At 63.8% G+C, this 23,378-nt stretch carries 19 protein-coding genes and 1 riboswitch; of the genes, 9 read left to right on the forward strand and 10 right to left on the reverse strand.

The genetic code is table 11. The features are described 5' to 3' along the window. The first annotated feature begins 358 nt into the window (after positions 1-358). From JQ575_RS24385 to JQ575_RS24405, 5 genes are all read left to right on the forward strand, one after another. Complete coding sequence (locus JQ575_RS24385; RefSeq protein ID WP_212035697.1) at positions 359-1,645, forward strand: DUF2157 domain-containing protein; 1,287 nt, start codon at positions 359-361, stop codon at positions 1,643-1,645. After that, positions 1,645-2,256 carry a GDYXXLXY domain-containing protein gene (locus JQ575_RS24390; RefSeq protein WP_212035698.1) on the forward strand — a complete coding sequence of 204 codons (612 nt, stop codon included), beginning with the start codon at positions 1,645-1,647 and terminating at the stop codon, positions 2,254-2,256. Before JQ575_RS24385 ends, JQ575_RS24390 begins: the two co-directional genes overlap by 1 nt. A 106-nt stretch (positions 2,257-2,362) precedes the next feature. Next, positions 2,363-4,690, forward strand: a complete 2,328-nt coding sequence (locus JQ575_RS24395; protein WP_212035699.1) for a DUF2235 domain-containing protein — start codon at positions 2,363-2,365, stop codon at positions 4,688-4,690. 342 nt (positions 4,691-5,032) lie between these two features. Next, positions 5,033-6,292 carry a sorbosone dehydrogenase family protein gene (locus tag JQ575_RS24400; protein ID WP_212035700.1) on the forward strand — a complete coding sequence of 420 codons (1,260 nt, stop codon included), beginning with the start codon at positions 5,033-5,035 and terminating at the stop codon, positions 6,290-6,292. Between the two features lie 182 nt (positions 6,293-6,474). Continuing rightward, the gene (locus JQ575_RS24405) at positions 6,475-7,053 is read left to right on the forward strand and encodes a c-type cytochrome (protein ID WP_212035701.1); all 579 of its coding nucleotides are present in this window, start codon (positions 6,475-6,477) and stop codon (positions 7,051-7,053) included. Between the two features lie 44 nt (positions 7,054-7,097). Here JQ575_RS24405 and panE read toward each other — a convergent pair whose 3' ends face one another. The 4 genes from panE to JQ575_RS24425 form a co-directional block, all read right to left on the reverse strand. After that, positions 7,098-8,018, reverse strand: a complete 921-nt coding sequence (gene panE / locus JQ575_RS24410) for a 2-dehydropantoate 2-reductase (RefSeq protein ID WP_212035702.1) — start codon at positions 8,016-8,018, stop codon at positions 7,098-7,100. Positions 8,019-8,192: 174 nt separating this feature from the next. Beyond that, positions 8,193-8,930 carry an SDR family oxidoreductase gene (locus JQ575_RS24415; protein WP_212035703.1) on the reverse strand — a complete coding sequence of 246 codons (738 nt, stop codon included), beginning with the start codon at positions 8,928-8,930 and terminating at the stop codon, positions 8,193-8,195. A gap of 115 nt (positions 8,931-9,045) precedes the next feature. Next, on the reverse strand, positions 9,046-9,651 hold the full coding sequence (locus tag JQ575_RS24420) for a 2-hydroxychromene-2-carboxylate isomerase (protein WP_212035704.1): 606 nt from the start codon (positions 9,649-9,651) through the stop codon (positions 9,046-9,048). 123 nt (positions 9,652-9,774) lie between these two features. Next, positions 9,775-10,365, reverse strand: a complete 591-nt coding sequence (locus tag JQ575_RS24425) for a DUF2239 family protein (RefSeq protein WP_212035705.1) — start codon at positions 10,363-10,365, stop codon at positions 9,775-9,777. A gap of 180 nt (positions 10,366-10,545) precedes the next feature. Between JQ575_RS24425 and JQ575_RS24430 the strand changes: the two genes are divergently transcribed. Beyond that, positions 10,546-11,211, forward strand: coding sequence for a glutathione S-transferase family protein (locus JQ575_RS24430; protein WP_212035706.1), 666 nt, complete (start codon positions 10,546-10,548; stop codon positions 11,209-11,211). Positions 11,212-11,261: 50 nt separating this feature from the next. On the opposite strand, the gene JQ575_RS24435 is transcribed toward JQ575_RS24430, so the two are convergent. The 3 genes from JQ575_RS24435 to ggt all read right to left on the reverse strand — a co-directional run bounded on the left by JQ575_RS24435 (position 11,262) and on the right by ggt (position 15,639). Further along, entirely contained in the window at positions 11,262-12,734 is a 1,473-nt protein-coding gene (locus JQ575_RS24435; protein ID WP_312016014.1) for a serine hydrolase, read from the reverse strand. A 31-nt stretch (positions 12,735-12,765) separates the two neighbouring features. Next, positions 12,766-13,656 carry an NAD(P)-dependent oxidoreductase gene (locus tag JQ575_RS24440; protein WP_212035707.1) on the reverse strand — a complete coding sequence of 297 codons (891 nt, stop codon included), beginning with the start codon at positions 13,654-13,656 and terminating at the stop codon, positions 12,766-12,768. 234 nt (positions 13,657-13,890) lie between these two features. Further along, positions 13,891-15,639 carry a gamma-glutamyltransferase gene (gene ggt / locus JQ575_RS24445; RefSeq protein WP_212035708.1) on the reverse strand — a complete coding sequence of 583 codons (1,749 nt, stop codon included), beginning with the start codon at positions 15,637-15,639 and terminating at the stop codon, positions 13,891-13,893. Between the two features lie 128 nt (positions 15,640-15,767). Between ggt and JQ575_RS24450 the strand changes: the two genes are divergently transcribed. Continuing rightward, on the forward strand, positions 15,768-17,177 hold the full coding sequence (locus tag JQ575_RS24450; protein WP_212035709.1) for an MFS transporter: 1,410 nt from the start codon (positions 15,768-15,770) through the stop codon (positions 17,175-17,177). A gap of 80 nt (positions 17,178-17,257) precedes the next feature. On the opposite strand, the gene purH is transcribed toward JQ575_RS24450, so the two are convergent. The 3 genes from purH to JQ575_RS24465 form a co-directional block, all read right to left on the reverse strand. After that, on the reverse strand, positions 17,258-18,850 hold the full coding sequence (purH, locus tag JQ575_RS24455; protein ID WP_212035710.1) for a bifunctional phosphoribosylaminoimidazolecarboxamide formyltransferase/IMP cyclohydrolase: 1,593 nt from the start codon (positions 18,848-18,850) through the stop codon (positions 17,258-17,260). 19 nt (positions 18,851-18,869) lie between these two features. Next, a riboswitch (ZMP/ZTP riboswitch) is annotated at positions 18,870-18,950 on the reverse strand. Between the two features lie 49 nt (positions 18,951-18,999). Then, entirely contained in the window at positions 19,000-20,754 is a 1,755-nt protein-coding gene (locus JQ575_RS24460; protein WP_312016015.1) for a heparinase II/III family protein, read from the reverse strand. Between the two features lie 117 nt (positions 20,755-20,871). Then, positions 20,872-22,218 (reverse strand): RsmB/NOP family class I SAM-dependent RNA methyltransferase, encoded by a 1,347-nt coding sequence (locus JQ575_RS24465; protein WP_212035712.1) that lies wholly within the window; start codon positions 22,216-22,218, stop codon positions 20,872-20,874. Between the two features lie 205 nt (positions 22,219-22,423). Between JQ575_RS24465 and JQ575_RS24470 the strand changes: the two genes are divergently transcribed. Both JQ575_RS24470 and JQ575_RS24475 read left to right on the forward strand, forming a co-directional pair. Continuing rightward, on the forward strand, positions 22,424-22,648 hold the full coding sequence (locus tag JQ575_RS24470; protein WP_212035713.1) for a DUF1674 domain-containing protein: 225 nt from the start codon (positions 22,424-22,426) through the stop codon (positions 22,646-22,648). Between the two features lie 51 nt (positions 22,649-22,699). Next, complete coding sequence (locus JQ575_RS24475) at positions 22,700-23,287, forward strand: thermonuclease family protein (RefSeq protein WP_212035714.1); 588 nt, start codon at positions 22,700-22,702, stop codon at positions 23,285-23,287. Positions 23,288-23,378: the final 91 nt, after the last annotated feature.

Consider the following 23,378-nt stretch of genomic DNA (forward strand, 5'->3'; position numbering starts at 1 on the left):
ACAATAAGTAGAAGCTATAAATTTCCGGAACCCCTCGTCAATTAGAATAGCTCTTAATAATCAATAGCTAGTAAGCTTCGGTAACCTCGGGTAACCAACGGTAAGGGCATGACCCTAACCTTGCCAAGGTCGGGGTCGAGGGTTCGAGCCCCTTCGCCCGCTCCAAGATTTCTCGCATGCCAAAGCAATGATCGAACGACAAGCCGCCGTCAGGCGGCTTTGTCGTTTGTGGTGGCGGGCGACCTGCCGCCGCGGCCTGCTTCTTTCCACCGAACCTGCATGCCATCTTCCGGTACCAAGGATTGCAGCGTCGTATTGTGCCACGCCGCAAGGATCGTGACGCAAGCGGGGCTGACAATTGTTCGAACGTGGATATCGGCAGCGCCTCGAGGCGGACCTCGTCAAATGGGTCGCAGAGGGCGTGATTTCGGGCGACGCGGCCCATTCCATCCGAAAGGCGCGATTTGGCGAAGAGGCGGTATCGCGCCTGCCCGCCATCTTCGCGATGCTTGGCGCCCTGATGCTGGCGGCCAGCGTCAGCGCCTTTGTTGCCGCCAACTGGCAGGAGATTCCACGCCTGGTCAGGCTGGTCGGCATTCTCACGCTGATTGCGGCCTGTTTTCCCGTTGCCCTGCTACTCGGCCGACGCGCGATTCCCTGGGGTGCCGATGCCGCCGTGACGTTCGCCACGCTCTGCTTTGGCGCGGGCGTGGCGCTGGTCGGCCAGATGTATCATCTGCCGGGCGACTGGCCGGCTGGCGCGATGCTGGTGGCGATCGGCGCGCTCATCGCGGCCGCGTTGACGGGCAAGAGCGGGCCGCTGGTGATTGCCTTTGCGGCGATGACGGCCTGGTCGTTAGGAAGGTTCGACGACGCGGAATGGCGCGAAATCCACTGGCCTTTTTTCCTGCTGTTCGTTCCGGCGTTTGCGTTGGCGCTGGGCCGCGAAAATCGCCTGGTGGCGCATGCTGCAGCTCTGGCGCTGGGCGTCTGGCTGGCCACAATGATGTGGGCGCCGGCGGATCGCCTGATCCATGGCGGCATTGCGTTCGCGGTAGCCTACATCGCGATCGGGCTGCTGGCGCTGGACCGGGACTGGCCCGCCGAGTTCCGGGCGCTCTTGCCATGGGGCGGCTGGGCCTTCGGCGTGTTTCTCTGCTTTGAAATCGAACTCATCCTGGAAAAATCAGAACGCTTCGCGCACGCCATCGATGCGCATGTCGGCCTTGGCTATGCCGCGGCGGTGCTCGCGCTGGCGGCCCTCGCGGTACTGGCGCGGGACAGGGACAAGGGGCGGCTTGTGATCATCGCGGCCTGCGCCATTGGCTTGACGATTCCGCTGATGCTGGCGGGCGGCCCCGCAATTCCGAGCCGCGTGCTGATTCCCATCGCCGTGCTCGTCAGCGCGGTGGCCTTGATCGCAGGTGGCCTGCTGGTTGGCTTGCGGACATTTGTCATGGTCGGCTACGCGGTGTTCGGCGTTTCGATATTGATCCTGCTCTGGCGCACGGTCGGCACATTGCTCGACCAGTCCCTGTTCTTCCTTGCAGCCGGTGTCGTGCTGCTGGGCCTCGCCCTGGGGGCGCGCAAACTCGCAAGCTGGTCAAGACATGCCAATGAGCAACCCTCAGGGAGTGCAGCCTGATGAGTACCGTCGACAGCCTGATCGGGCGCGTGCCGTTGCTCCCGCGCTACATTCTCGCCGTGCTGCTGCTCTGCGGACTGATCCTCGCGATGGTCTATCAACGCGCGGAAATATTGCGAAACGGCCAGGAAGTCCGGCTCGAGATCGTGCCGGTCGACCCGCGCGACCTGTTTCGCGGCGATTACGTCATTCTCGATTATCAAATCTCGTCAGTTGACTTGCCAAAGGACGCAACGAGCGAGTTCAAACGGGGACAAAAAGTATTCGTGACCCTGCGGCCCGACGAGACCGGCAAGGCGAGGGCGGTCGCGATCTCATCCGAGCGGCCGGCGGTGTCCGGCGCGGATATCGTCATTCTGGGCAAGGTGGACGCGGGATCGGTCTGTCCGCCCAACGAGGCGGGGCTCAGGGTCTGCAAGCCCGGAATCCGCGCCGCGCTCGTGAAATACGGGCTCGAGAGCTATTTCGTACCGCAGGGCGAGGGCAAGAAAATCGAGACGACCGAAAAGGCGCGGCTCGAGGTGGTCGCGGCTGTGACGCCTTCCGGCCAGTCTGCGATCAAGCGTCTGCTGATCGACGGCAAGCCCGTCTATGCCGAGCCGCCGTATTGACGGGCGGCGCCCTGCCCGCGATATGCTTCTCTATTCGAAGAGAACGTGGCAACCTCTAGTACCGTAGGTTGCATGTTCAATTCATGCCGCGGGCGAGGCATGTCCCATGAGCCGAAAAATCATTCTGCTGTCCGACGGCACCGGTAATTCCGCGGCAAAAGTCTGGCGCACCAATGTCTGGCGCACCTTCGAGGCGCTGGATCTATCCGGCAACGACCAGGTCGCGTTCTATGACGACGGTGTCGGCACTTCCTCGTTCAAGCCGATGGCGATCCTCGGTGGTGCGTTCGGTCTCGGCCTGCGCCGCAACGTCATTGCGCTCTACAAGTTTGCCTGCCGGAATTATCGCGACAAGGACGACGAGCTGTTTGGCTTCGGCTTCAGCCGCGGTGCCTTCACGATCCGGATCGTGATGGGGCTGATCGACAGCCAGGGGCTGGTCAAAGCCGATAACGAAGCCGAACTGCATAGTCTCGCGAGTGCGGCCTACCGCGCCTATCGCCGGGATCGCTATCATGATCTGAGGCTGGAAGCGCCCTACCAGTGGTTCCGCAACAAGTTCGGTCCGCACTACCCGCCCAAGGAGGTTCGCAGGAACGTCAAGGTCAGGTTCATCGGCGTCTGGGACACGGTTGCCGCCTACGGCATGCCGGTCGACGAAATGACCCGCGGCATTCATAAATATCTCTGGCGGCTCGAGCTGCCGGGCAGGCATCTGGCCGCGGGCGTCGCGCGCGCCTGCCAGGCGCTGGCGCTCGACGAGGAACGCACCACCTTCCACCCGCAGCTCTGGGACGAGACCGCCGACACCAATGGCGGCGCGGCGGTGGCCGATCCCACAGCAAAGCGCTTCATCAAGGACGAACGCATCAGCCAGGTCTGGTTCGCCGGCGTCCATACCAATGTCGGCGGCGGCTATCCCGACGATGCGCTGGCCCACATCCCCTTCGTCTGGATGATTACCGAGGCGAGGCGCTGCGGGCTCAAATTCAAGTCGGATTATGCGGGCCAGCCGCCGAGCCCCGACCACATGATTGCCGATCCCGATACATTCAAGAACGCGATCTCGAAGCGAGACAAGGACGGACGGCTCTATGATCCGCGCAAGGGCCTTGGCGGATACTATCGCTACGGGCCGCGCAAGCTGGTGCCGGCCTTCTATCCGAAGAAGCTGGAAGACGACGAGGTCGACGTCATCAGCGCCAAGATTCACGAAAGCGTCTTCCGGCGCATCGAGAACAACGCGCATGGCTACGCGCCGGTCGGCCTGCCGCCATATTACGACGTCGTCAAGGAGGACGGCGAGATCGTCGCGCCCGACACGTTCAGCATCGCGCCCGCCACACAACCGTTTGAAACGAGCGCCGCCGCGGCGCAACGCGCGCTGGCGCAGGAGCATGTCTGGAATTGGGTCTGGCTGCGCCGCATCACCTATTTCGCCACCGTCGGCGCGACGCTGTGGCTGCTCGTCTTCCCGCTCCTCAGCAGCGCGCAACGCTACGATGAATATACCAGTCCGATCCGCTGGGTGTCCCACCTCGTGCGCTTTGTCGGCGGGTTCCTGCCGGACTTTGCGACGACCTGGATCGACGGTTACGCGCGCGCGCCGGGCTGGTTCGCCTTCATCGCTGTCCTGGTCTCAGGCCTGCTGGTTCTGTCCTCGAAGATCGCAGGCCGCACGTCGAACCTGATGGCCTCGATCTGGCGCAAGTCGCAGGAAGCGCCGCAAGGGCTCCCTGACAACTGGATCTATGATCTGCGCAGCAGCCCGCTTTACATCCGCATCCAGGACACTTTGAAGCAAAGGATCGCTCCGGGCTTCTTCGCAGCGGTGTTCGTCTATCTCGGATTTGCGCTTGTCAGTCATCTTGCTTACGACGGCTGGGACATGGCGGGATATACCTGTGTGCATCGCGATGGCGATCCAAAACCCGTGGTGCTCGCCGTCAACCAGACCGCGCGCGTCGAATTCAAGACGTCGGATTTGTGCAAGGCGACGGGCATCCTGCTGCAGCATCGCGGCCGCTATTATGTGACCATTCAAGCCGGCGGCAAAAATGGCGAAGACAAGCAGTGGTTCAATGGCCTTGCCCGCATCGGCACGCCGGTCGGGGGCTTTTCCAGCAAAGAGCGGCCGCAATGGTACGAGCGTGTCTATCTCTCGCTGTTGCTGCCGATGCGGCGGGAATTATCCAAAGACTGGTTTCGCATCGTGCTGCGATTTGGCAATGTCGGCGGCGAGGAGGACTCCTACGAGCCCGATCCCTATGACGACATCATCCAGTTCAATATCACGCCGACGATTGCGCCAAACGGCAAGGAAGAGTTGTTCGTCTTCGTCAACGACGCCGTGATCGGCATTCCCGGTCTTTACGATTTGCTCTACCGCAACAACCATGGCACCGCCGTGCTGTCGGTAACGCGAAGAAGGTAACGGGACGGTCGCGCGCGAGGTGGACCACGATTTCGGCGATCCGACGACGCCGGCAATCGGCGTCACGCTAAATTGACCAAGCTTCGTCGCGGGCGGACGTTCGCTTGCAACAAATATTGCGGTGCAGCGCGCACCTTGCAAAAGTCCGAAAACAAAACCCGACGAAGAAAATTTTGCACTCAATCTAATTTCGTCTGACAGGGTAGCGCAGCCCGCGCTTTTCTCCTGAAATAGATGTGCTACCATTTTACGGTCTATTCCACCTCACCTGACCAAGTTCGTCTCTCGAACGTTCAAAATAATAACAGGCGCAGCCCCCAAGGCTGCATAGGGAGTGACGCGATGAAATCGGCTTTCCATCGATCTGTTCTTGCGCTCACGGCGATCCTTGTTGTCGCGGCGGCCAGCCAGGCCAACGCGCAACAGGCGCTGAAGAAATACGAATCCGGCACCAAGGAGTTCTGGACCAACCCGCCGCCCGACTGGTTCCTCGGCGACGAGACCGAGGCGCAGAAGGGACAGGCGCCGCCGTCCGGCCCGCCGACCGGCGCGACCGACGCCGAACTCGCCAAGCTGATCCCGAAGATCAAATTGCCGGCGGGCTTCAAGATCGAGGTCTACGCCTCGGGCGTGCTTGCGGCGCGGCAGATGGCGTGGGGCGACAAGGGCACGCTGTTCGTCGGCTCGTTCGGTCTCGGCAACGTCTATGCGATCAAGGACAATGGCGGCAAGAAGGAGGTCAAGACCATCCTGAAGGGCCTCAACATGCCGACCGGCCTCGCGTTCCGCGACGGCGCGCTCTACGTCATCGCGGTCGACAAGCTGATCCGCTACGACAACGCCGAAGCCAATATCGACAATCTCGGCGCCGGCAAGGTGGTGTATGACGACATGCCGTCCTACGCCGCGCATGGCTGGAAATACATCGCGGTCGACAAGGAGGGCTGGTTCTATCTGCCGTTCGGACCTCCCTTCAACATCGGCATTCCCCCGACCAGCGTCTCGCAGATCCGCCGCGTCGATCCCAAGACCGGCAACGCCGAAATCTATGCGCTCGGCGTCCGCAACAGCGTCGGCGGCGACGTCGATCCGCGCACCGGGCGGCTCTGGTTCACGGAAAACGCCCGTGACTGGATCAGCGACGACTTGCCGAGCGACAAGCTCAACATGATCACGAAGATCGGCGAGCATTTCGGCTATCCCTATTGCCACCAGGGCAATATGCCGGATCCGAAATTCGCGATGGGTCACAAGTGCTCGGAGTTCACGCCCCCCGTGCTCAATCTCGGCGCGCATGTGGCGCCGCTCGGCATGAAGTTCTATACCGGCAGCCAATTCCCCGCCGAGTACAAGAACAACATCCTGATCGCCGAACACGGCTCCTGGAACCGGAAAAAGTACCAGGGCGCCCGGATCAAGCGCGTAATCGTCGGTCCCGACGGCAAGAACGCCAAGCAGGAAATCTTTGCGTCCGGCTGGCTCGAAGGCGACCAGGGCTATCTCGGCCGTCCCAACGACATCATCCTCGACAAGGACGGCTCGATCCTGGTGTCCGACGACTGGGCCGGTGCGATCTATCGCATCAGCTACGCGAAGAAGTAGAGCGAAGAAAATAGTGGCTGCGGTTGCTCGGGAACGAGTGGCCGCAGCTTCGCGTTTGTGAAGAGAGTAATGGAACACGCTCTGTCATGCCCGGGCTTGACCCGGGCATCCATCAAACAAGATTCTCTTGGAGGCCGATGGATTGCCGGGTCAAGCCCGGCAATGACAGCAGAGGATTTGAAATGCGACTTGCATTAGCCGGGACCCTACTAGCAGCAGCGATGATCTGCGGCCCCACCCATGCCGCCGATATCGTCGCCGGCAAGGCGAAAGCCGAATTGTGTGTCGGCTGTCACGGCGAAAACGGCATTTCGCAGATGGAAAACATTCCCTCGCTGGCCGCGCAGCCGGACATGTTCATCCAGTGGCAGTTGGTGTTCTACCGCGCCGGTGCCCGCAAGAACGAGCAGATGCAGCCGATCGTCGAGCAGCTCAACAACGAGGACATCCGCAATCTCGGCGCCTATTTCGCGCAGCTCCCGCCGCCGAAGGCGCCGCCCGACGACAAGCCGGATCTGTCGAAGAAGGGCGCGCAGGCGGCCGTGGGCGGGCGTTGCGCGTCTTGCCACCTGCCAGACTACGCCGGCACCAAGGCGGTCGCCCGCGTCGCCGGGCAGCGTCAGGATTATCTCAGCAAGGCGCTGCACGACTACAAGTCAGGGGTGCGGTCCGGCGGTGGCATGGCGGCGATGGCGAGTGTCGCCTATTCCCTCAGCGAAGAAGAGATCGAGGCGCTGGCGCATTATCTGGCGCATTTGTGATTGCTGTCGTCCCGGCGTTCGCCGGGACGACAACGAATAAAACCTCACTCCCGCTGCTTTTCATACGCCTTGAGATGGGTGTAGGCGATGCGCAGTTTTGGCACTGGAATTTTCGCGGCGTCGGCGCGGGCGACGAGGTCGCCGATGACGTGATCGGCTTCGACCGGAAAACCTCCCTTGATGTCGCGGAACATCGACGCTGTCATCGGCGAACCTTCGGCGGTCAACAGGCCCTGCGTACGCTGGAAGAACGGGCCTGCAGGCTCGTGACCTGCGGCCTTTGCGATCGCGCTGGTTTCATCGAGCATGCCGAGCAGGAAATCCCTGCCGCCCGTCACCGCCAGGATGTTGCCCACGGACGTGCGCATCAGGCAGGTCGAGGCCGCGAGCGAGGCGAGGAATACCCACTTCTCCCACATGTCCTGCATGATGTGTTCGCTCGCAACAGCGCCAATGTTGCCGCTGGTGAAGATTTCAGAGATCGCACGGACGCGATCCGACATCTTGCCGTCGCGTTCGCCGAAATTGAGTGACTGCATCGGCGCCAGCTGCACCACCTCGCGCGCCTCGTTGAGCGTCGCGGCAATCGCGCAGAGGCCGCCCAGCACACGCTCCGCGCCAAATCTTTCGTCGAGCACGTTCAAGTGCAGCATGCCGTTGAGCAGCGGGATGATCGAGGTATTTGGACCAACCGCCGGCGCAAAGGACTTGATCGCGTCCTCGAGGTCGAACGCCTTGCAGCTCAGCAGCACCACGTCGAATTTTTCCGCGAGCTTGTCGGCCTGCACCGTCGGCGGATTTTTCAGCGTGACGTCGCCGGCAGGGCTCTTGATGACGAGGCCGGCGGAGGCGAGTTCGGAGGCCCGCTTCGGCCGCACCAGGAACGTCACGTCGCGCCCGGCCTGAAGCAGCCTGCCGCCGAAATATCCGCCGATGGCGCCGGCGCCGACCACGAGAATGCGCATTCTTAAACTCCTTCTTGTTCTTGCTTACTTGAGCCAGAGCGCCCGAAACACACTCTCGTCATGCCCGGCCAGCAGCGCGAAGCGCGTCTTCGCGCTAGTTCCCGGGCATCCACATCTTAACACTGCAGAAGCAAGCAAGACGTGGATGGCCGGGTCAAGCCCGGCCATGACGAATTACCACTTCTCCCCGAACGGGCGAATCTCCAGCTCGAACGTCCAGGCGCTGCGCGGCTGCTGGTAGAGCTGCCAATAGGACGCCGCGACCGAGGCGGGCGGCATCAGCAAATCCGGATTGTCGAGGGCTTCCTTGCCCCAGAGCGCTTCGCGGCGCTCGCGCACCCAGGCGGTATCGACGCCGGAATCGATGATCAAATGCGCGACATGGATGTTCTTTGGCCCGAGCTCACGCGCCATCGATTGCGCCACCGCACGCAGGCCGAATTTGGCGCTGGCAAAGGCCGCAAAACCGCTGCCGCCGCGCAGGCTCGCGGTGGCGCCGGTGAAGAAGATGTTGCCCTGGCCGCGCGGCAGCATCAGCCGCGCCGATTCCCGGCCCGCGAGGAAGCCGGCCCAGCAGGCCATTTCCCAGACTTTTCGAAACACGCGGTCGGTGGTCTCAAGAATCGGGAAATTGACGTTGGCGCCGACATTGAAAATGCAGACCTCCAGCGGCGCGTGCGCGTCGGCGTCGTTGAGGAAGGCACCAACCTCGTCCTCCTTGCGCGCATCGAGCGAGCGCGCTACGATCGACCCGCCGGCTGCCTCGATCTCCTTCATCAGCGGCTCCAGCTTGGCGCCGTCACGCCTTCCGGCGAACACGGTGAAGCCTTCGGAAGCGAATTTCTTGGCGATCTCGCCGCCGATGTAGTCGCCGGCGCCGATGACAGCGACGGTGGCGTTTCGTTTTTGCATTGGTGAACTCCACATCTGATTCTGTGGCGCCGTCATTCCGGGGCGATGCGAAGCATCGAACCCGGAATCTCGAGATCCCGGGTTCGCTTCGCGCCCCGGGATGACGATTACGTCGTCATCTGCCCGAAACCATCTCCTCGACTTCGCGCAACTGTTCCTTGCCGAAGAACATCTCCTTGCCGACAAAGAACGTCGGCGAGCCGAATGCGCCGCGCTCGACCGCGGCCTGCGTGTTCTCGATCAGCTTTGCCTTCACATCGGCGTCCTGCGAACGGACGAGGAGTTTCGCCGCATCGAGGCCGGAGGAGGCCAGCGCCTTCGCCGCTATTTCCGGGTCGTCCATCTTCTTCGGCTCGACCCACATGTGGTGGAACGCGGCCTCGATATATTTTTCAAATACGCCTTCCATCTGCGCGGCGACCGCTGCTCGCATCAGGTTCAGCGTGTTGACGGGAAAGAACGGGTTCCAGATGTAGGGCTTGACGCCAAAGCGCTTGACGAAGCGTTCGGTCTCGATCGCGTGGAACTCGCGCTTGTTCTTGACGCCGGCGAGCGTCTCGGCCGGCGACTTGTTGTTGGTGGCCTTGAAGATGCCGCCGAGCAGCACCGGGATATATTCGAACTTCGCGCCGGTGCGCTTCTCGATCGCCGGGATCGCCTCATGGCTGAGGAAGGCGTTGGGGCTGCCGAAATCGAACAGGAATTGCGGATTGGTACTCACGGCGTTCTCCTGACGGCTTCTTATATGATTGTTATCATCCAACTGAGCCTAGCGGGTCGATGCTGTGAGATCAACAGATAGAGGGGACTGACGCCGTCAGCCCGCTCTATCGTTTTCGTGAAGTCATGTTCCCTGCGCGGCCTGGTCGCCGTAGGCGAGCCTGACGATGTGGTCGCGCACATCCACCGGCCAATCCGCGATCAGTCCGGCAAAGCGTCGCCGGTCGTCGGCGAACAAAGCGCGCGACGCTTCCTCGAAACTGGCGAGATTGCCGGCCATCGCAGACATGAAGTGGTAGGCCGCATCGCGCGCCGCGCGCAGGCGGTCACGATCGCCGCTGATGCGGCGGGCTTCATCCACCAGCTTGCGCAAGGCGACCGACGCGCCGCCGGGTTGGGTGTTCAGCCATTCCCAGTGCCGCGGCAACAGCGTCACCTCGCGCGCCACCACGCCGAGTTTGGGCCGGCCGCGGCCGCGCGGCTCCGCCGGCCCAGCCTCGGGAGCAGGGGCCGCGGGCTCGGCGCGTGGAAGCCTGGCGACGATCTCGTCCTCGCTGCCGCGCAGGTCCAGATCGAGCGGGCGGCCGCTGGCGTCACTGAAGATGTGAACCGCGCCAGACGGCCGGCCCGCGCGTTTAATGGCGAGCGCCACTTGGGCAAGGGAGCCGGTAATGAAGCGCCGCTCGCCCTCGAAGGCGGTAAAGCTTTGGGTCATTTTGCGTTTCCGAAAGGGCCACATGGGGTATTTATACCCGGGTATATTTAAAAGGTCAATATTACCCGGATAATTTTTGACCCTTGGCCCGACGTGGCGTCCTTTTGCCTAATGACTGGCAAGTCGCAAAACCTGCCAAGGCCTGATAGGGGAACATCCGCAATTCCCGGAGGGACAGCCATGCTGACGGTGCACCATCTCAACAATTCCCGCTCGCAGCGTGTGCTGTGGCTGCTCGAAGAGCTTGCCGTGCCCTACGAGATCGTGCGCTATCAACGCCAGGGCGACATGCGCGCGCCGAAAGAGCTGCGCGCCATTCACCCGCTCGGCAAGTCGCCCGTGATCACCGACAACGGCAACACCATCGCGGAATCAGGCGCGATCGCCGAATACATCATAGGCACTTATGGCAACGGCAGGCTTATTCCCCCAGCGAATACGCCGGAGCGGCTGCGCTACACCTACTGGCTGCACTATGCGGAAGGCTCCGCGATGTCGCCGCTGCTGCTGAAACTGCTGTTCACGCTGATGCCGAAACGCGCGCCGGCCCTGTTGCGGCCACTGGTGCGCAAGGTCTGCAATACCGCGCTGACCACGCTGGTCAATCCGCAGCTCAAGCAGCACATGGATTACTGGGAGGGCGAATTGGCGAAAAGCGAATGGTTCGCCGGCAACGAATTCTCCGGCGCCGACATCCAGATGAGCTTTCCGCTGGAAGCGGCCGCCGCGCGCGGCGGGCTGGAGGTCGGTCACCCCAAGGCAATGGCGTTCCTGGAACGCATCCACGCCCGTCCGGCCTATGCCCGCGCGCTGGAAAAGGGCGGGCCGTATGTGGTGGGGAGGTAGAGTTCTTACCTCTCCCGCTCTTGCGGGGTCGAGACGAGCGAAGCTCGCTCTTAGGTCGACGCGTAGCGTCGGGTGGGGGCTCTCTCCACACGAACAGTCTGAATCGCGGCGACACCCCCACCCCGGCCCTCCCCCGCAAGGGCGGGAGAGGGAGAAGAACTAAGGCCCCACCGCCGCGATACCAACCTGGCGAGCCCTCTGGTGTCGCCGGTCGGATCGACGTTGTCGCCGAGGCGCACGATGACGAGACGCTGTGACGGCATGATCACGATACGCTGGCCGAGATCGCCGGCCGCAAAGAAGGCGTCGCGGGGAATGCCGGATCGCACGCGTTCTTTGGCGTGTTCATGCTCGCTGCGATTGGTCCAGAACCCGGCGCCGTAGTCGGTGTCGAGTGTCGCGGCGGCCGAGAAATCCACCCAGTCCTCGTGCAGCAGGCGTTTGCCGCCGACAACGCCGTCATTGACAAACAGCAGTCCGAACCGTGCCCAGTCCCGTGCGCTCGCCAGCATGTAGGTCGATCCCTGCAGCGTGCCTGTCGCATCGAATTCCAGCGTGACGTTGCGCATGCCGAGCGGATTGAACAATTCGCGCCACGCAAACGCCAGGCTCTGCTCCGGTCCGCCGACGGCATCGCGAATGATCCGCGCCAACAGTTGCGTCGTCGGGCTGGAATAGGCCCAGCGCGTGCCCGGCGGCGCGACAAGCGCAGCCTTGACCGCGAAGCCGGCCATGTCGTCCTGCAGGTAGATCATCTCGCTGAAGCTGTTGGTTTCGTCGAGCGCCAGCCCGGTGGTCATGCGCAGGAGATGCTCGACCTCGATCTCGCGCCTGGGATCGCCGCGCCACTCCGGTATTGGCGCGGGCATCGAGGGGGTGACAAGGCCTTGCTGGGTCAGCACCCCGATCAAGGCATTGATCACCGACTTGGTCATGGAAAAGCCCGGCAGCGGGGTGTTGACGCCGATGCCGCTGGCGTAGCGCTCGGCGATCACCTTGCCGTCATGCACCACGACGACAGCCTTGGTGCGCCGGAACGGCGGTTCGGCCGACTCCTCGAAGGCGTGATCGAGCGCGGCTTTCAATGCGGGATTGGCCGGCGCCACGACATCGGGGCCGGCAATCTCGCCCAGCAACGGCGGCGATTTGGGTACCTTCAATGCGTCAATGTCGCTCCTGAGGATGTACGGCTCATTCGTTCCGTGCCGCAGCACACAGCCGAGCCCTTCATGATAGACAGCGCGGCTGCCAAACATCCACGCTGCCGACGCATCGACCGTTCCGGCCGTGCGGTCGACCCTGAACTGCAGCAGCGCGCGCACGCGGCGCAGCGAGGCACGCTCGATGGTTTCCGAAAACACGGTTTGCGGATCGAGCCCGGATACGAAGGTCTTGGCGCAGACACTGTGCGCGACCACGCCGGTGGCGACGCGGATCCTGCGATCGGGACGAAGCATGATGATGCAAGCCGCCCCCGTCACGGTCAGCAGCAGTCCGACAGTGGTCCAACTTCGCCAGCCCACACGCCTCTCCGTTGCCCGTCAGGTCCCGGCGCTAGGGCTTCGCGGCGGCGACCGAGGGCAGCGCCTGCACGGTGACACCGGGCGGCGGGACATCGTCATCGGGCACGAAGAAGTCCGGCATCAGCGGCACTGACTTGTCGACGCGGTAAGGCTCGAAATCGCGCACGCCGCTGGCGTAGAGTACCTTGTCGTCGATGCAGAATTGTCCCGTAAATTCGCGGGAGGGTTTGGTGAAGATGACGTAAGCGGCGTCGCCCATGATTTCAGGCGTGCGGCTGGCGCGCATCATCGCGTCGCCGCCGAGGAGATTGCCGACCGCGGCGGTCGCGATCGTGGTGCGCGGCCACAGCGCGTTGACGGCGACGCCTGCGGATTTCAATTCGCCCGACAGCCCGAGCACGCACATGCTCATGCCGAACTTGGCTATCGTATAGGCGGTGGAATGCTCGAACCATTTCGTCTTCATGTCGAGCGGCGGCGACAGCATCAGGATGTGCGGGTTCTCGGCCTTTTTCAGATGCGGGATGCAATATTTCGACACCAGGAAGGTGCCCCGCGTATTGATGCCCATCATCAGGTCGAACCGCTTCATGTCGGTCATCTGCGAATTGGTCAGGCTGATGGCGCTGGCGTTGTTGACGCAGATGTCGATGCCGCCGAACTCGGCCACGGTCTTTTCAATCGCTGCGATCACCTGCGCTTCGTCGCGGATGTCGCACAGCACCGGCAGCGCCTTGCCGCCGGCGGCGCGCACCTCGTCGGCGGCAGTGTAGATGGTGCCCTTGAGTTTTGGGTGCGGCTCCGCGGTCTTGGCCGCGATCGCAACATTGGCGCCGTCACGCGCGGCGCGCAGCGCAATCGCGAGCCCAATGCCCCGGCTGCCACCGGAGACGAACAGTGTCTTGCCTTTGAGGGATGTCATGGGAGCACTCCATTATCGACGCACGGTTAGGGACGCGCAAATGGTCATGCTCCCTCCCCCCTTGCGGGGGAGGGTCGGGGAGAGAGGTGGCGTCATCGGGACCGCCCGTGTGAACCCCTCTCCCTAACCCTCCCCCGCAAGGGGGGAGGGAACGCACCTTTGTTCGCGGCGACGCTTCAGAAAATCAATCCTACGCCGATGCCTTGATCAGGCAAATCGTCATCCCGGCGAAACCTACTGCCCCGCGGCTTCCGCGCCGCGGGTGCGCGGATCGGGGGCGCCGAGCAGGCCGGTGGGCGTCACGGCGATGGAATTGGCCGAGGTCTGGCCGAGCGGCACGATCACCTGATGCCCTTTGGCCTTCAGCGCGTCGAGCGTCTCCTGCGGAAAGCCGCGTTCCGCCCGCACTTCGTCGGGCATCCATTGATGATGCACGCGTGGCGCCGCCACGGCCGCCGCAACATCCATCTTGTAATCCAGCGCGTTCACGACGACCTGCAGCACCGCCGAAATGATGCGGCTGCCGCCGGGCGTTCCCGTCACCAGCACCGGCTTGCCGTCCTTCAGCACGATGGTCGGCGACATCGACGAGAGCGGCCGCTTGCCGGGGCCGGGCAGATTGGCCTCAAAACCCACCAGCCCGAAGGCGTTGGAGGCGCCGGGCGCGGCGGTGAAATCGTCGAGCTCGTTGTTGAGCAGCACGCCGGTGCCGTCGGCGACCAGGCCGACGCCATAGGGGAAGTTCAGGGTATACGTGTTGCTGACGGCGTTGCCACTGGAGTCGACAACCGAATAATGCGTGGTGTTGCTGCCCTCGCGTTGCGGGGTGACTTTCAACGCATCGGCCGACGGCGTCGCGCGTTCCGGGTCGATGCTGGCGCGTTGCCTCGCCGCATAATCCTTGGCGAGCAGGACCTGCATCGGCGCGTTGACGAAATCGGGGTCGCCGAGATAGCGGGCGCGGTCGGCATAGGCGCGCTTCATCGCCTCGATCATGACATGCAGCGAGGGCACGGAGCCCTGCTTCATGTCGGACATCGGAAAGCCTTCGAGGATATTCAGCGTTTCCAGCAACACCGTGCCGCCCGACGACGGCAGCGGCATCGAGACGATGTCGTAGCCGCGGTAATTGCCGCGCACCGGCGCGCGGAGCAGCGCCTGATATGATTTCAGATCGTCCGGCGTCATGATGCCGCCGGCATTGCTCACCGCCTTCGCCAGTTTTTTTGCGACCGGTCCTTCATAGAAGCCGCGCGGGCCCTGTTCGGCGATCGCGGTCAGCGTGGCTGCCAGATCAGGCTGGATCAGCCGGTCGCCGTCACGCAGCTGCTCACCATCGGGACGGGAGAAAGATTTGGCGGAATTCGGCCAGCGCGCCATCCGGCGATACATGTCGGAGAGCGTGTCGGCCATGTCGTCGGCGACAATAAAGCCGTCGCGGGCCAGTTCGATCGATGGCTGGATGATCTGTGCGAGGGTGAATTTGCCGGAGCCGTATTTTTCCAGCGCCAGCGCCAGGCCCGCCACGGTGCCGGGCACGCCGATGCCGAGCGCCGAATTGCGCGATTTGTCGGTGTCGGGTTTGCCGTCGGCGCCGAGATACATGTCGCGCGTCGCAGCGGATGGCGCGGTCTCGCGATAATCGATCGCGACGTCTTCGTTGCGCTCGGCGGAATGAATCACCATGAAGCCGCCGCCGCCGATATTTCCGGCGCGTGGATAGGTCACGGCCAGCGCAAAGCCGGTCGCGACCGCGGCGTCGACCGCGTTGCCGCCCTGCCGCAAAATGTCGGCGCCGATGCGGGCCGCGAGTTTTTCCTGCGCCACCGCCATGCCGTGCTGGGCGGATATGGCGCGAACCGTGGCAAGGTCCGGCGGTGTATAGAGGCGGCGTTGCTCCTGCGCATAGGCCGTTGTGCTTGACGCAACGACGAGCGTGATGGTCACCAGCGCGCTACGCCACTTATTCGTGCAGAAAATCATCCAAAATCCGCCGCAGTTGAGCCGGTGTGCCGCCTGGCAATAGCACACGCATGATAATCGCATGCTATATGGGTTCGAATTCGACGGGCAAAACGCCTTGTCGTGATCGATGAAGGAAATTCCTGCGTATGACGGTGATTGCTCCTCAGGCATCTGGCGCTGATATTCCAAGAACATATCCGCCCCGCGCCGCCGTCGTCAGCTGGATCTTCTTCGATTGGGCAGCCCAGCCCTATTTCACGCTGATCACCACCTTCGTGTTCGCGCCGTATTTCGCAGGCTTCGTCGCGCCGGATCCGGCGATCGGGCAGGCGCTGTGGGGATTTGCCACCGCGGCCGCGGGCCTGATGATTGCGCTGATGTCGCCGATCCTGGGCGCGATTGCCGACGCCAGCGGCCGTCGCAAGCCGTGGATCGCGGCATTCGGCTTGCTGCTGGTGATCGGCTCCAGCCTGATGTGGTTCGGAAAGCCCGGCGATCCCAGCATTATCCCGACACTGCTGCTGTGCTATGCGATCGCGAGCGTCGGCGTCGAATTCGCCACCGTGTTCAACAACGCGATGATGCCCACGCTGGTGCCGCCGGACAAGATCGGCCGGCTGTCCGGCACCGGCTGGGCCACCGGCTATGTCGGCGGTATCCTCAGCCTGATCCTGGTGCTCGGTTTCCTCGCCGCCAATCCGCAGACCGGACGCACGCTGTTCGGCTTCATGCCGCTGTTCGGCCTCGACCCGGTGACGCATGCGGGCGACCGCATCACCGGACCGTTGACGGCGCTGTGGTTCATGCTGTTCACGCTGCCGATGTTTTTGCTGACGCCGGATTATCCGGCGAAGCTTCCGGTGCGCGCGGCGTTGCGCGAAGGTTTGAGCGAGCTGAAGCAGACGCTGCGCGAATTGCCGAAGCAGAAATCGCTGGCGACGTTCCTGCTTGCCAACATGATCTATACCGACGGGTTGGTGTCGCTGTTTGCCTTCGGCGGCATCTATGCGGCGGGCACCTTCGGCTGGCACACGATCCAGATCGGCACCTTCGGCATTGTCGCGGCGATCGCGGGCGTGTTCGGAGCCTGGTTCGGCGGCAAGCTCGATGACCGCGTGGGGCCGAAGCGCGTGATCGCGATCAGCCTCCTGGTGTTGCTGCTGGCGCTCGCCGCCATCCTGCTGGTCGACAAGGATTCGATCCTGTTCGTGAAGGTGGACCCGCCCGTGCCCGGCGGACCATTGTTCGCCGGTGCTGCGGAGCGCGCCTATCTCATCCTCGGATGCCTGATCGGCGGCGCCGGCGGTCCGCTGCAGGCGGCGTCACGCACGCTGCTGATTCGCCTCGCGCCGCAAGATCGCATCGCGCAGTGTTTCGGGCTGTTCGCGCTGACCGGGAAGGTCACCTCGTTCGTCGGCCCGCTGCTGATCGGCGTTGTTACGGCGGTGACCGCGAGCCAGAAAGCGGGGATGGCGCTGCTGGTGGTGTTTTTTGTCGTCGGGCTGGCGCTGCTGTTGCGGGTAAGGGAATTACCCACTCGTCATGCCCGGGCTTAACCCGGGCATCCATCAATTTTGAAAATCTTTTTGCGTAGCGGATGGATTGCCGGGTCAAGCCCGGCAATGACAGGTGTGGCTCAATGCCGGAAATGCCGCACGCCGGTGAACACTATGGCGATACCGTGGTCGTCGGCGGCCTTGATCACTTCATCGTCGCGCATGGAGCCGCCGGGCTGGATCACCGCGGTGGCGCCGGCCTCGATGCAGGCCAGCATGCCGTCGGCGAACGGGAAGAACGCGTCTGACGCGACCACTGAACCCTTGGTCAGCGGTTCGGCGAGCTTCAGTTCAGCCGCCGCGTCCAGCGCTTTGCGCGCGGCGATGCGCGCGGAATCCACCCGGCTCATCTGGCCGGCGCCGATGCCGACGGTGGCAAGGTCCTTGGCGTAAATAATCGTGTTGGACTTGACGTGCTTGGCGACGCGGAAGGCGAATTTGAGATCGCGCAATTCGGCGTCGGTCGGCGCGCGTTTGGTTGCGACCTTCAGCGCCATGTCCTCGATCACGGCGTTGTCGCGGCTTTGCACCAGGAGGCCGCCGGACACCGTCTTGGCGGTCAGGCCCGGCTTGCGTGGATCGGGCAGGTCGCCGACCAGCAACAGCCGCAGATTCTTCTTTGCGGCGACGACAGCGATGGCTTCCTCTGTCGCGTCCGGCGCGATGATGACCTCGGTGAAGATTTCGGTGATGGCGCGCGCAGCGTCGGCGTCGAGCGTGCGGTTGACTGCGACGATGCCGCCGAACGCCGACGTCGAATCGCAGGCCAGTGCCCTTTTATAAGCGCCGAGCAGATCGCTGCCCTCGGCAACGCCGCAGGGGTTGGCATGCTTGACGATGACGCAGGCCGCGGTGCGGGCCGGGTCGAACTCGGCGACGCATTCATAGGCCGCATCGGTATCGTTGATGTTGTTGTACGACAGTTCCTTGCCCTGGAGCTGGCGTAAGGTCGAAACGCCCGGCCGCTTGTCGGGCGTCGCGTAGAACGCCGCGGTCTGGTGCGGGTTCTCGCCGTAGCGCAGCGACTGGATCAGCTTGCCGCCAAAGGCGCGGAAGTCAGGCGCGTCGTCTTTCAACTGCAGCGCAAACCAGTTCGAGATCGCGGCGTCATAGGCGGCAGTGCGGGCATAGGCCTTTGCCGCGAGACGGCGGCGCAGTTTCAGCGAGGTGGCGCCGTTGTTGGCGGCGAGCTCGTCGAGCACGGACTGATAGTCGCTGGCTTCGACGACGACGGCGACGTCGTCGTGGTTCTTCGCCGCGGCGCGGATCATCGCCGGACCGCCGATGTCGATGTTCTCGATGCAGTCTTCGTAGCCGGCGCCTTTGTCGACGGTCGCCTCGAACGGATAGAGGTTGACCACCAGCAGATCGATCGGCGCGATGCCGTGCGCCTTCATCGCATCCGTGTGTTCCTTGTTGCCGCGGATCGCGAGCAGGCCGCCATGCACCTTCGGATGCAGCGTCTTGACCCGGCCGTCCATCATTTCGGGGAAACCGGTGAGGTCGGAAACGTCACGGACCTTCAGCCCTGCCGCCGCGATCGCCTTCGCGGTGCCGCCGGTGGAGACCAGATCGACGCCGTGGCCTGCGAGCGCGCGGGCGAATTCGATCAGGCCGGTTTTGTCGGAAACGGACAACAGAGCGCGGGTGACGCGGCGGGGATGGTCAGTCATGGGCAAGATCCTCGGTTAAAGGGGGTGCCCAGGCGCGCGGCAGCTAGTCCCGCGCTTCCCGATGGTACTCCATCCAAGGTCGCCAGTCGCGCGAGCAGGGCTCGGTTAGCAGTTTTCGGCGCGTTTCACAACGGCAGGATCGGTCGTTTCTACAACGGCAATTCCGGCTCGCGGCGGGCGTTGCGGCGGGCGTTGGTGGCGGCGGCCGAGGTCGAGGAGCGCACAAAATTCCAGCGGATCGAGGTCGCCTGCCCTGAGTCCTGCCGGATCACGATCTGGGCGGTGCGGCGGGGGCCGTCATTGCCGGCCAGGAACACGCTGTCCTCGAGGTCGACCTTGTCGTCGAGCGCCTCGAAGGTCCAGACGTCGCGGTTGGGCAGCACCAGCATGACGCCGCGGGCGTCGGAAAGCCGGCTCGCCTTCACGGACGGGTGCAGGTGAAACCGCAAGGCAAAGTCGGTGCCGCTGCCCTTGAAGCGCGAGCCCGGTGCCGGCGACAGCGTGTCTTCGCCGTCGAGCCGCGCGCCGTCAGGCGCCATCATCAGCACGCGGCGGTGCACGACGCCGAAGCGCGGCAGATAGCCGTCATGCGATGTGGTCAGCATATCGCCGTTCTCCACAGATTCGCGATAGCTCTCCACATTGGCCGGGCCGCTGGTCACCGGCGCCCCCTGCAACAGCCGCTTCATCGCCGATATCTCGACGAACTGGCACGACGACGTCTCGTGATAGGTCAGGGTCGAATGCGCTGGGGTGCTGCGCGCAAAGGCGCGCCAATTGTCGCGGCCGGTCGAGGGCATTCCGCAATTGACGACGATCCGGCTCGGCCCGGAGGACAATTCGAACGCCAGGCAGCCGGCGTGCGCGTCCTGGCTGATATTCGGCGGCGGCGGCGCGCCGGTGTCCATGATGACGGTGGTGGTGCCGGCATCGAGGCGCTGAAAGCCGGTATGCGGCATGTGCGCCATCGGCACGCCGTGGGTGTCGTCATAGGCCAGCAGCGTCGCCACCAGATCGTTCGGCGCGTTGCTCATGCCGTTGAACAGCGCAAAGGCGCCGTCGCCATGGCGGAAGAAGCGCAGCATCGGCATCATGCGGTCGATCGCGTTCAATAGCGCCGGCGGCGGCGCGATGTTTCGAGCAGCAAAAGTTTGGCGCAGCGGCAGCATGTCGCTGAGCAGTTCGACAAGCGCGCCGGGATTGCGCGAGATGTGCCCGCCGTCGGGAAGGATCTGCCGCTGCAATTCGTCGGACAGCCGCCGGCTCGCGGAGCGGATATGTTTTGCCTGGTTGGCGAGGCACAGCGAGGCGTAGCAAAGCGCGATCAGCACCTGCACCCGCGGCACGCCGTCGGCGATGTCGAGCATGGTGTAGCGCAGATAGCGGATCTCACGGGTCAGCCCGCGCAGATATTTGCGATAGAACTTGCCGTCGGTGTCTCCGAGCACCAATGGCGCCTGCGACAACAGCGAGATGACGCGGCGCGCCAGCACATCAGCGCGGCGCTCGAGCGGCCGCTTGCGGCCGGGATTCGAAATCCAGTCGTCGACCAGCGAACGGGCGTTGGCGCGGGTCAGCGCGGTGTCGGCCGCGCGCAGATGGCGCAGCCAGCCGAAGCCGAGCAGCGCCACTTCCCAATCTTCCGAGGGCGGCTCGAGATCGAAGATCGAGCGGCCGTGACAGGTCACGATCTTGCCGGCGAACACGAAACGGCCTGCGTAGATTTCGGCGGCACGGGTGGCGTCGGCGGTGCGCAGATCATGCGGCGCGATGATCAGCCGGTCGGCGCGGCCCGGCCACAGCCGCGACAGCCCGACGGTACTGCCGCTGGCGCGCGCCATCACGCCCCGCGCAAAGCGGCTCGCGACCAGCGTCGTAATGCGTCTGCGTTGAGCGACCGACACGCCTAACCTTGATGGGAGGAGATCTTGTGGCGAATCCTTTGTAATCCGGAAACGCGCCCAAAACACCATCTTGAAAGTGCGCGAATCACCCGATGGTCGCGAAAAACAGGTGCAAAATCAGGATTTAACCAGCCGCGCGGCGTAAAATCCATCCAGCCCGCCAAGCCGCGGGTCGTCGTGGGGCAGATGGCAGGGCAGGGTACGCAGATCGCCGTCCGCCGTGACGATCTCGGCAAGGCCAGCGACTTCGCCGGCGTCGACCGGCGCGCGGCGCACGCCTGATTCGGTCGCGAGCAGCGCCGAGACCGCCTGCTCGCCTTCTTCCGGTTCCAGCGAGCAGGTGCAATAGACCAGCGTCCCGCCTGGCTTGAGCAGCGCGACCGCCTTCTTCAGCAAGCGGATCTGCAGCGCGCTCAGCGCCGCGATGTCGGTTTCCTGGCGCAGCCAGGCCACATCAGGGTGGCGCCGGATGGTGCCGGTCGAGGTGCAGGGCGCGTCGACCAGGACGCCGTCGAACGTGCCGTCGCCGCCGGGCCATTCGGCGCCATCGGCCACCACGTCATTGGCCTCAAGCGACAGCCGCGAAAGATTGTCGCGCAGCCGTGTCATCCGCGGCGCCGAACGATCGACCGCGGTGACGCGTGCGCCGCCTTGCGCAAGCTGGGCGGTCTTTCCGCCGGGCGCGGCGCAGAGATCGACGATGCTCTTGCCGTTGAGGTCGCCGAACAGCCGCGCCGGCAGTGCGGCGGCGGCGTCCTGTACCCACCATTGTCCTTCGGTGAAGCCGGGCAGCATCGTCACGGAACCCTGCAACAGGGTGCGCACCGTCCCGGTCGGCAGCGTTTCGCCGTGCAGACGGGTCGCCCATTGCGGCGCGTCCGACTTCACGGTGATGTCGAGCGACGGCTCATGGCCGATCGCAATGGCCATCTCGCGCGCCGTGGTCTCGCCATAGGCCGCGATCCAGCGCGCCAGCAGCCACGGCGGAATGTCCAGCGTCTGCGCCTTGACTTCGTCGATCAGTGGCTGGCCTTCGCGCGCGCAACGCCGCAGCACGGCATTGACGAGGCCGGCATATTTCGCGGCGCGTCGGTCCGATTGCACCAGCCGCACCGACAGGTCGACGGCGGCATGATCGGGCACGTCCATCCAGAGAATTTGCGCAGCGCCGATCAACAGCGCGCTTTGCGCGCGCGGCGCGTCGGTCGGAACGCCGCGATCGAGCAGGCGCGACAATAGATGACCGAGCGTACCGAGCCGCCGCAGGATCGTAGCGACCAGCCGCCGCATCAGCGCGCGGTCGCGATCGGCGAGCGATTTCAATCCGGGATGGGCGCCGGCCCCGTCGAGCTGCTCGTCGAGGGTGCGGTGCTTGTGCAGCACGCCGTCGAGAATGTCTGCCGCGATACGCCGCGCCGCGAGACCGGGAACTTCGGCAGGAACTGCGAATCTTGAAGGAGGCATGGAGAGGGAATATCTCGGAAGGTGCTGAACAGGGTTTCGGCGCATGCCATCGAAGTGAAGAACTTGGAAATGAAAAACTCCTTTGGCATGCGAATATGCCAAATGTAAGAATCACGCCGACGATTTCATGATTGTGATGTCGGCGTTGCGATCATCCGTTTGCTAATGAGATGCGCCGCAGGAAAGTTTTGCCGGAAATTTTGCCATGACCGACGAGCCCCGATCACCGTCTGCAGTTCTTCCCGGCGCCGCCCCCGGCAAGGTGCTGACGCCGGCCGCCCAGCGTGCGCTCGCCGAGGCCGAAGCGCGCCGGAAAGCTGCCGAAGCCACCACCGCTCCGGCGGCACAGAAGGAATTGCAGGGTCCGAAGGGGCCCGAACCGACCCGTTACGGCGACTGGGAGCGCAAAGGCATCGCCTCGGACTTTTGAGGTGAATTCGTCCTTGCCGGAATAGCCGACTCAGCCCACCATATTGGGAATATGTCCCCATATAAAAGAATAAATACTTATTGGACGCAGCATCGAAGTGGCCGGCGGCGCCGGTTCTCGGCGGCTTTGCCCTGGGTATTCGTGTTCGCGATCGCTGCGGCGTCGATACTGCCGCTGCGGCATTGGGTGCATTGGCCGTTCCCGCCTGCGGCTGACAGTCAGGCGGCGCGCGACGCCGAGACGATCTGGAAGAGCGCCGGCCGTCCCGACGTGCGCCACGCCGTCGACGTGATCCGGACCGTCGACGGCGACACCTTCGAGGCACGGGTGCATTTGCCTGACGGCCTTGCGCTGAACACGCGGGTCCGCCTGCGCGGCATCGACACGCCGGAATTGAAGGCGGCCTGTCCGCAGGAATTGCAGATGGCGGAAGCTGCGAGCGACGCGCTGCGCGGCCTGCTCCGCGAAGGCGCGGTCACGATCTCGAATATCGGGCCGGACAAGTATGGCGGCCGGGTATTGGCCGACGTGGCGACGAGGAAGACCACCAGCGTCTCGGCTGCGTTACTGGCCGGTGGTCATGGGCGCAGGTACAGCGGCGGTCATCGCAACGGCTGGTGCGCGAACGCGGGTGAATAGAAAAAGCCGCGCGGTTGCGCGGCTGATTTATCCGTTTGTCATTCCGGGATGGTCCGAAGGACCAGACCTCAGGTGCGCAATTGCGCACCGG

The sequence above is a fragment of the Bradyrhizobium sp. JYMT SZCCT0428 genome, assembly GCF_018131075.1.
Classification (GTDB): Bacteria; Pseudomonadota; Alphaproteobacteria; order Rhizobiales; family Xanthobacteraceae; genus Bradyrhizobium.

Coding starts and splice junctions, on each gene's coding strand:
- JQ575_RS24390 (WP_212035698.1), top strand. CDS start 1,645: ATGAGTACCGTCGACAGCCTGATCGGGCGCGTGCCGTTGCTCCCGCGC.
- JQ575_RS24395 (WP_212035699.1), top strand. CDS start 2,363: ATGAGCCGAAAAATCATTCTGCTGTCCGACGGCACCGGTAATTCCGCG.
- JQ575_RS24400 (WP_212035700.1), top strand. CDS start 5,033: ATGAAATCGGCTTTCCATCGATCTGTTCTTGCGCTCACGGCGATCCTT.
- JQ575_RS24405 (WP_212035701.1), top strand. CDS start 6,475: ATGCGACTTGCATTAGCCGGGACCCTACTAGCAGCAGCGATGATCTGC.
- panE (WP_212035702.1), bottom strand. CDS start 8,018: ATGCGCATTCTCGTGGTCGGCGCCGGCGCCATCGGCGGATATTTCGGC.
- JQ575_RS24415 (WP_212035703.1), bottom strand. CDS start 8,930: ATGCAAAAACGAAACGCCACCGTCGCTGTCATCGGCGCCGGCGACTAC.
- JQ575_RS24425 (WP_212035705.1), bottom strand. CDS start 10,365: ATGACCCAAAGCTTTACCGCCTTCGAGGGCGAGCGGCGCTTCATTACC.
- JQ575_RS24430 (WP_212035706.1), top strand. CDS start 10,546: ATGCTGACGGTGCACCATCTCAACAATTCCCGCTCGCAGCGTGTGCTG.
- JQ575_RS24440 (WP_212035707.1), bottom strand. CDS start 13,656: ATGACATCCCTCAAAGGCAAGACACTGTTCGTCTCCGGTGGCAGCCGG.
- ggt (WP_212035708.1), bottom strand. CDS start 15,639: ATGATTTTCTGCACGAATAAGTGGCGTAGCGCGCTGGTGACCATCACG.
- JQ575_RS24450 (WP_212035709.1), top strand. CDS start 15,768: ATGACGGTGATTGCTCCTCAGGCATCTGGCGCTGATATTCCAAGAACA.
- purH (WP_212035710.1), bottom strand. CDS start 18,850: ATGACTGACCATCCCCGCCGCGTCACCCGCGCTCTGTTGTCCGTTTCC.
- JQ575_RS24465 (WP_212035712.1), bottom strand. CDS start 22,218: ATGCCTCCTTCAAGATTCGCAGTTCCTGCCGAAGTTCCCGGTCTCGCG.
- JQ575_RS24470 (WP_212035713.1), top strand. CDS start 22,424: ATGACCGACGAGCCCCGATCACCGTCTGCAGTTCTTCCCGGCGCCGCC.
- JQ575_RS24475 (WP_212035714.1), top strand. CDS start 22,700: ATGTCCCCATATAAAAGAATAAATACTTATTGGACGCAGCATCGAAGT.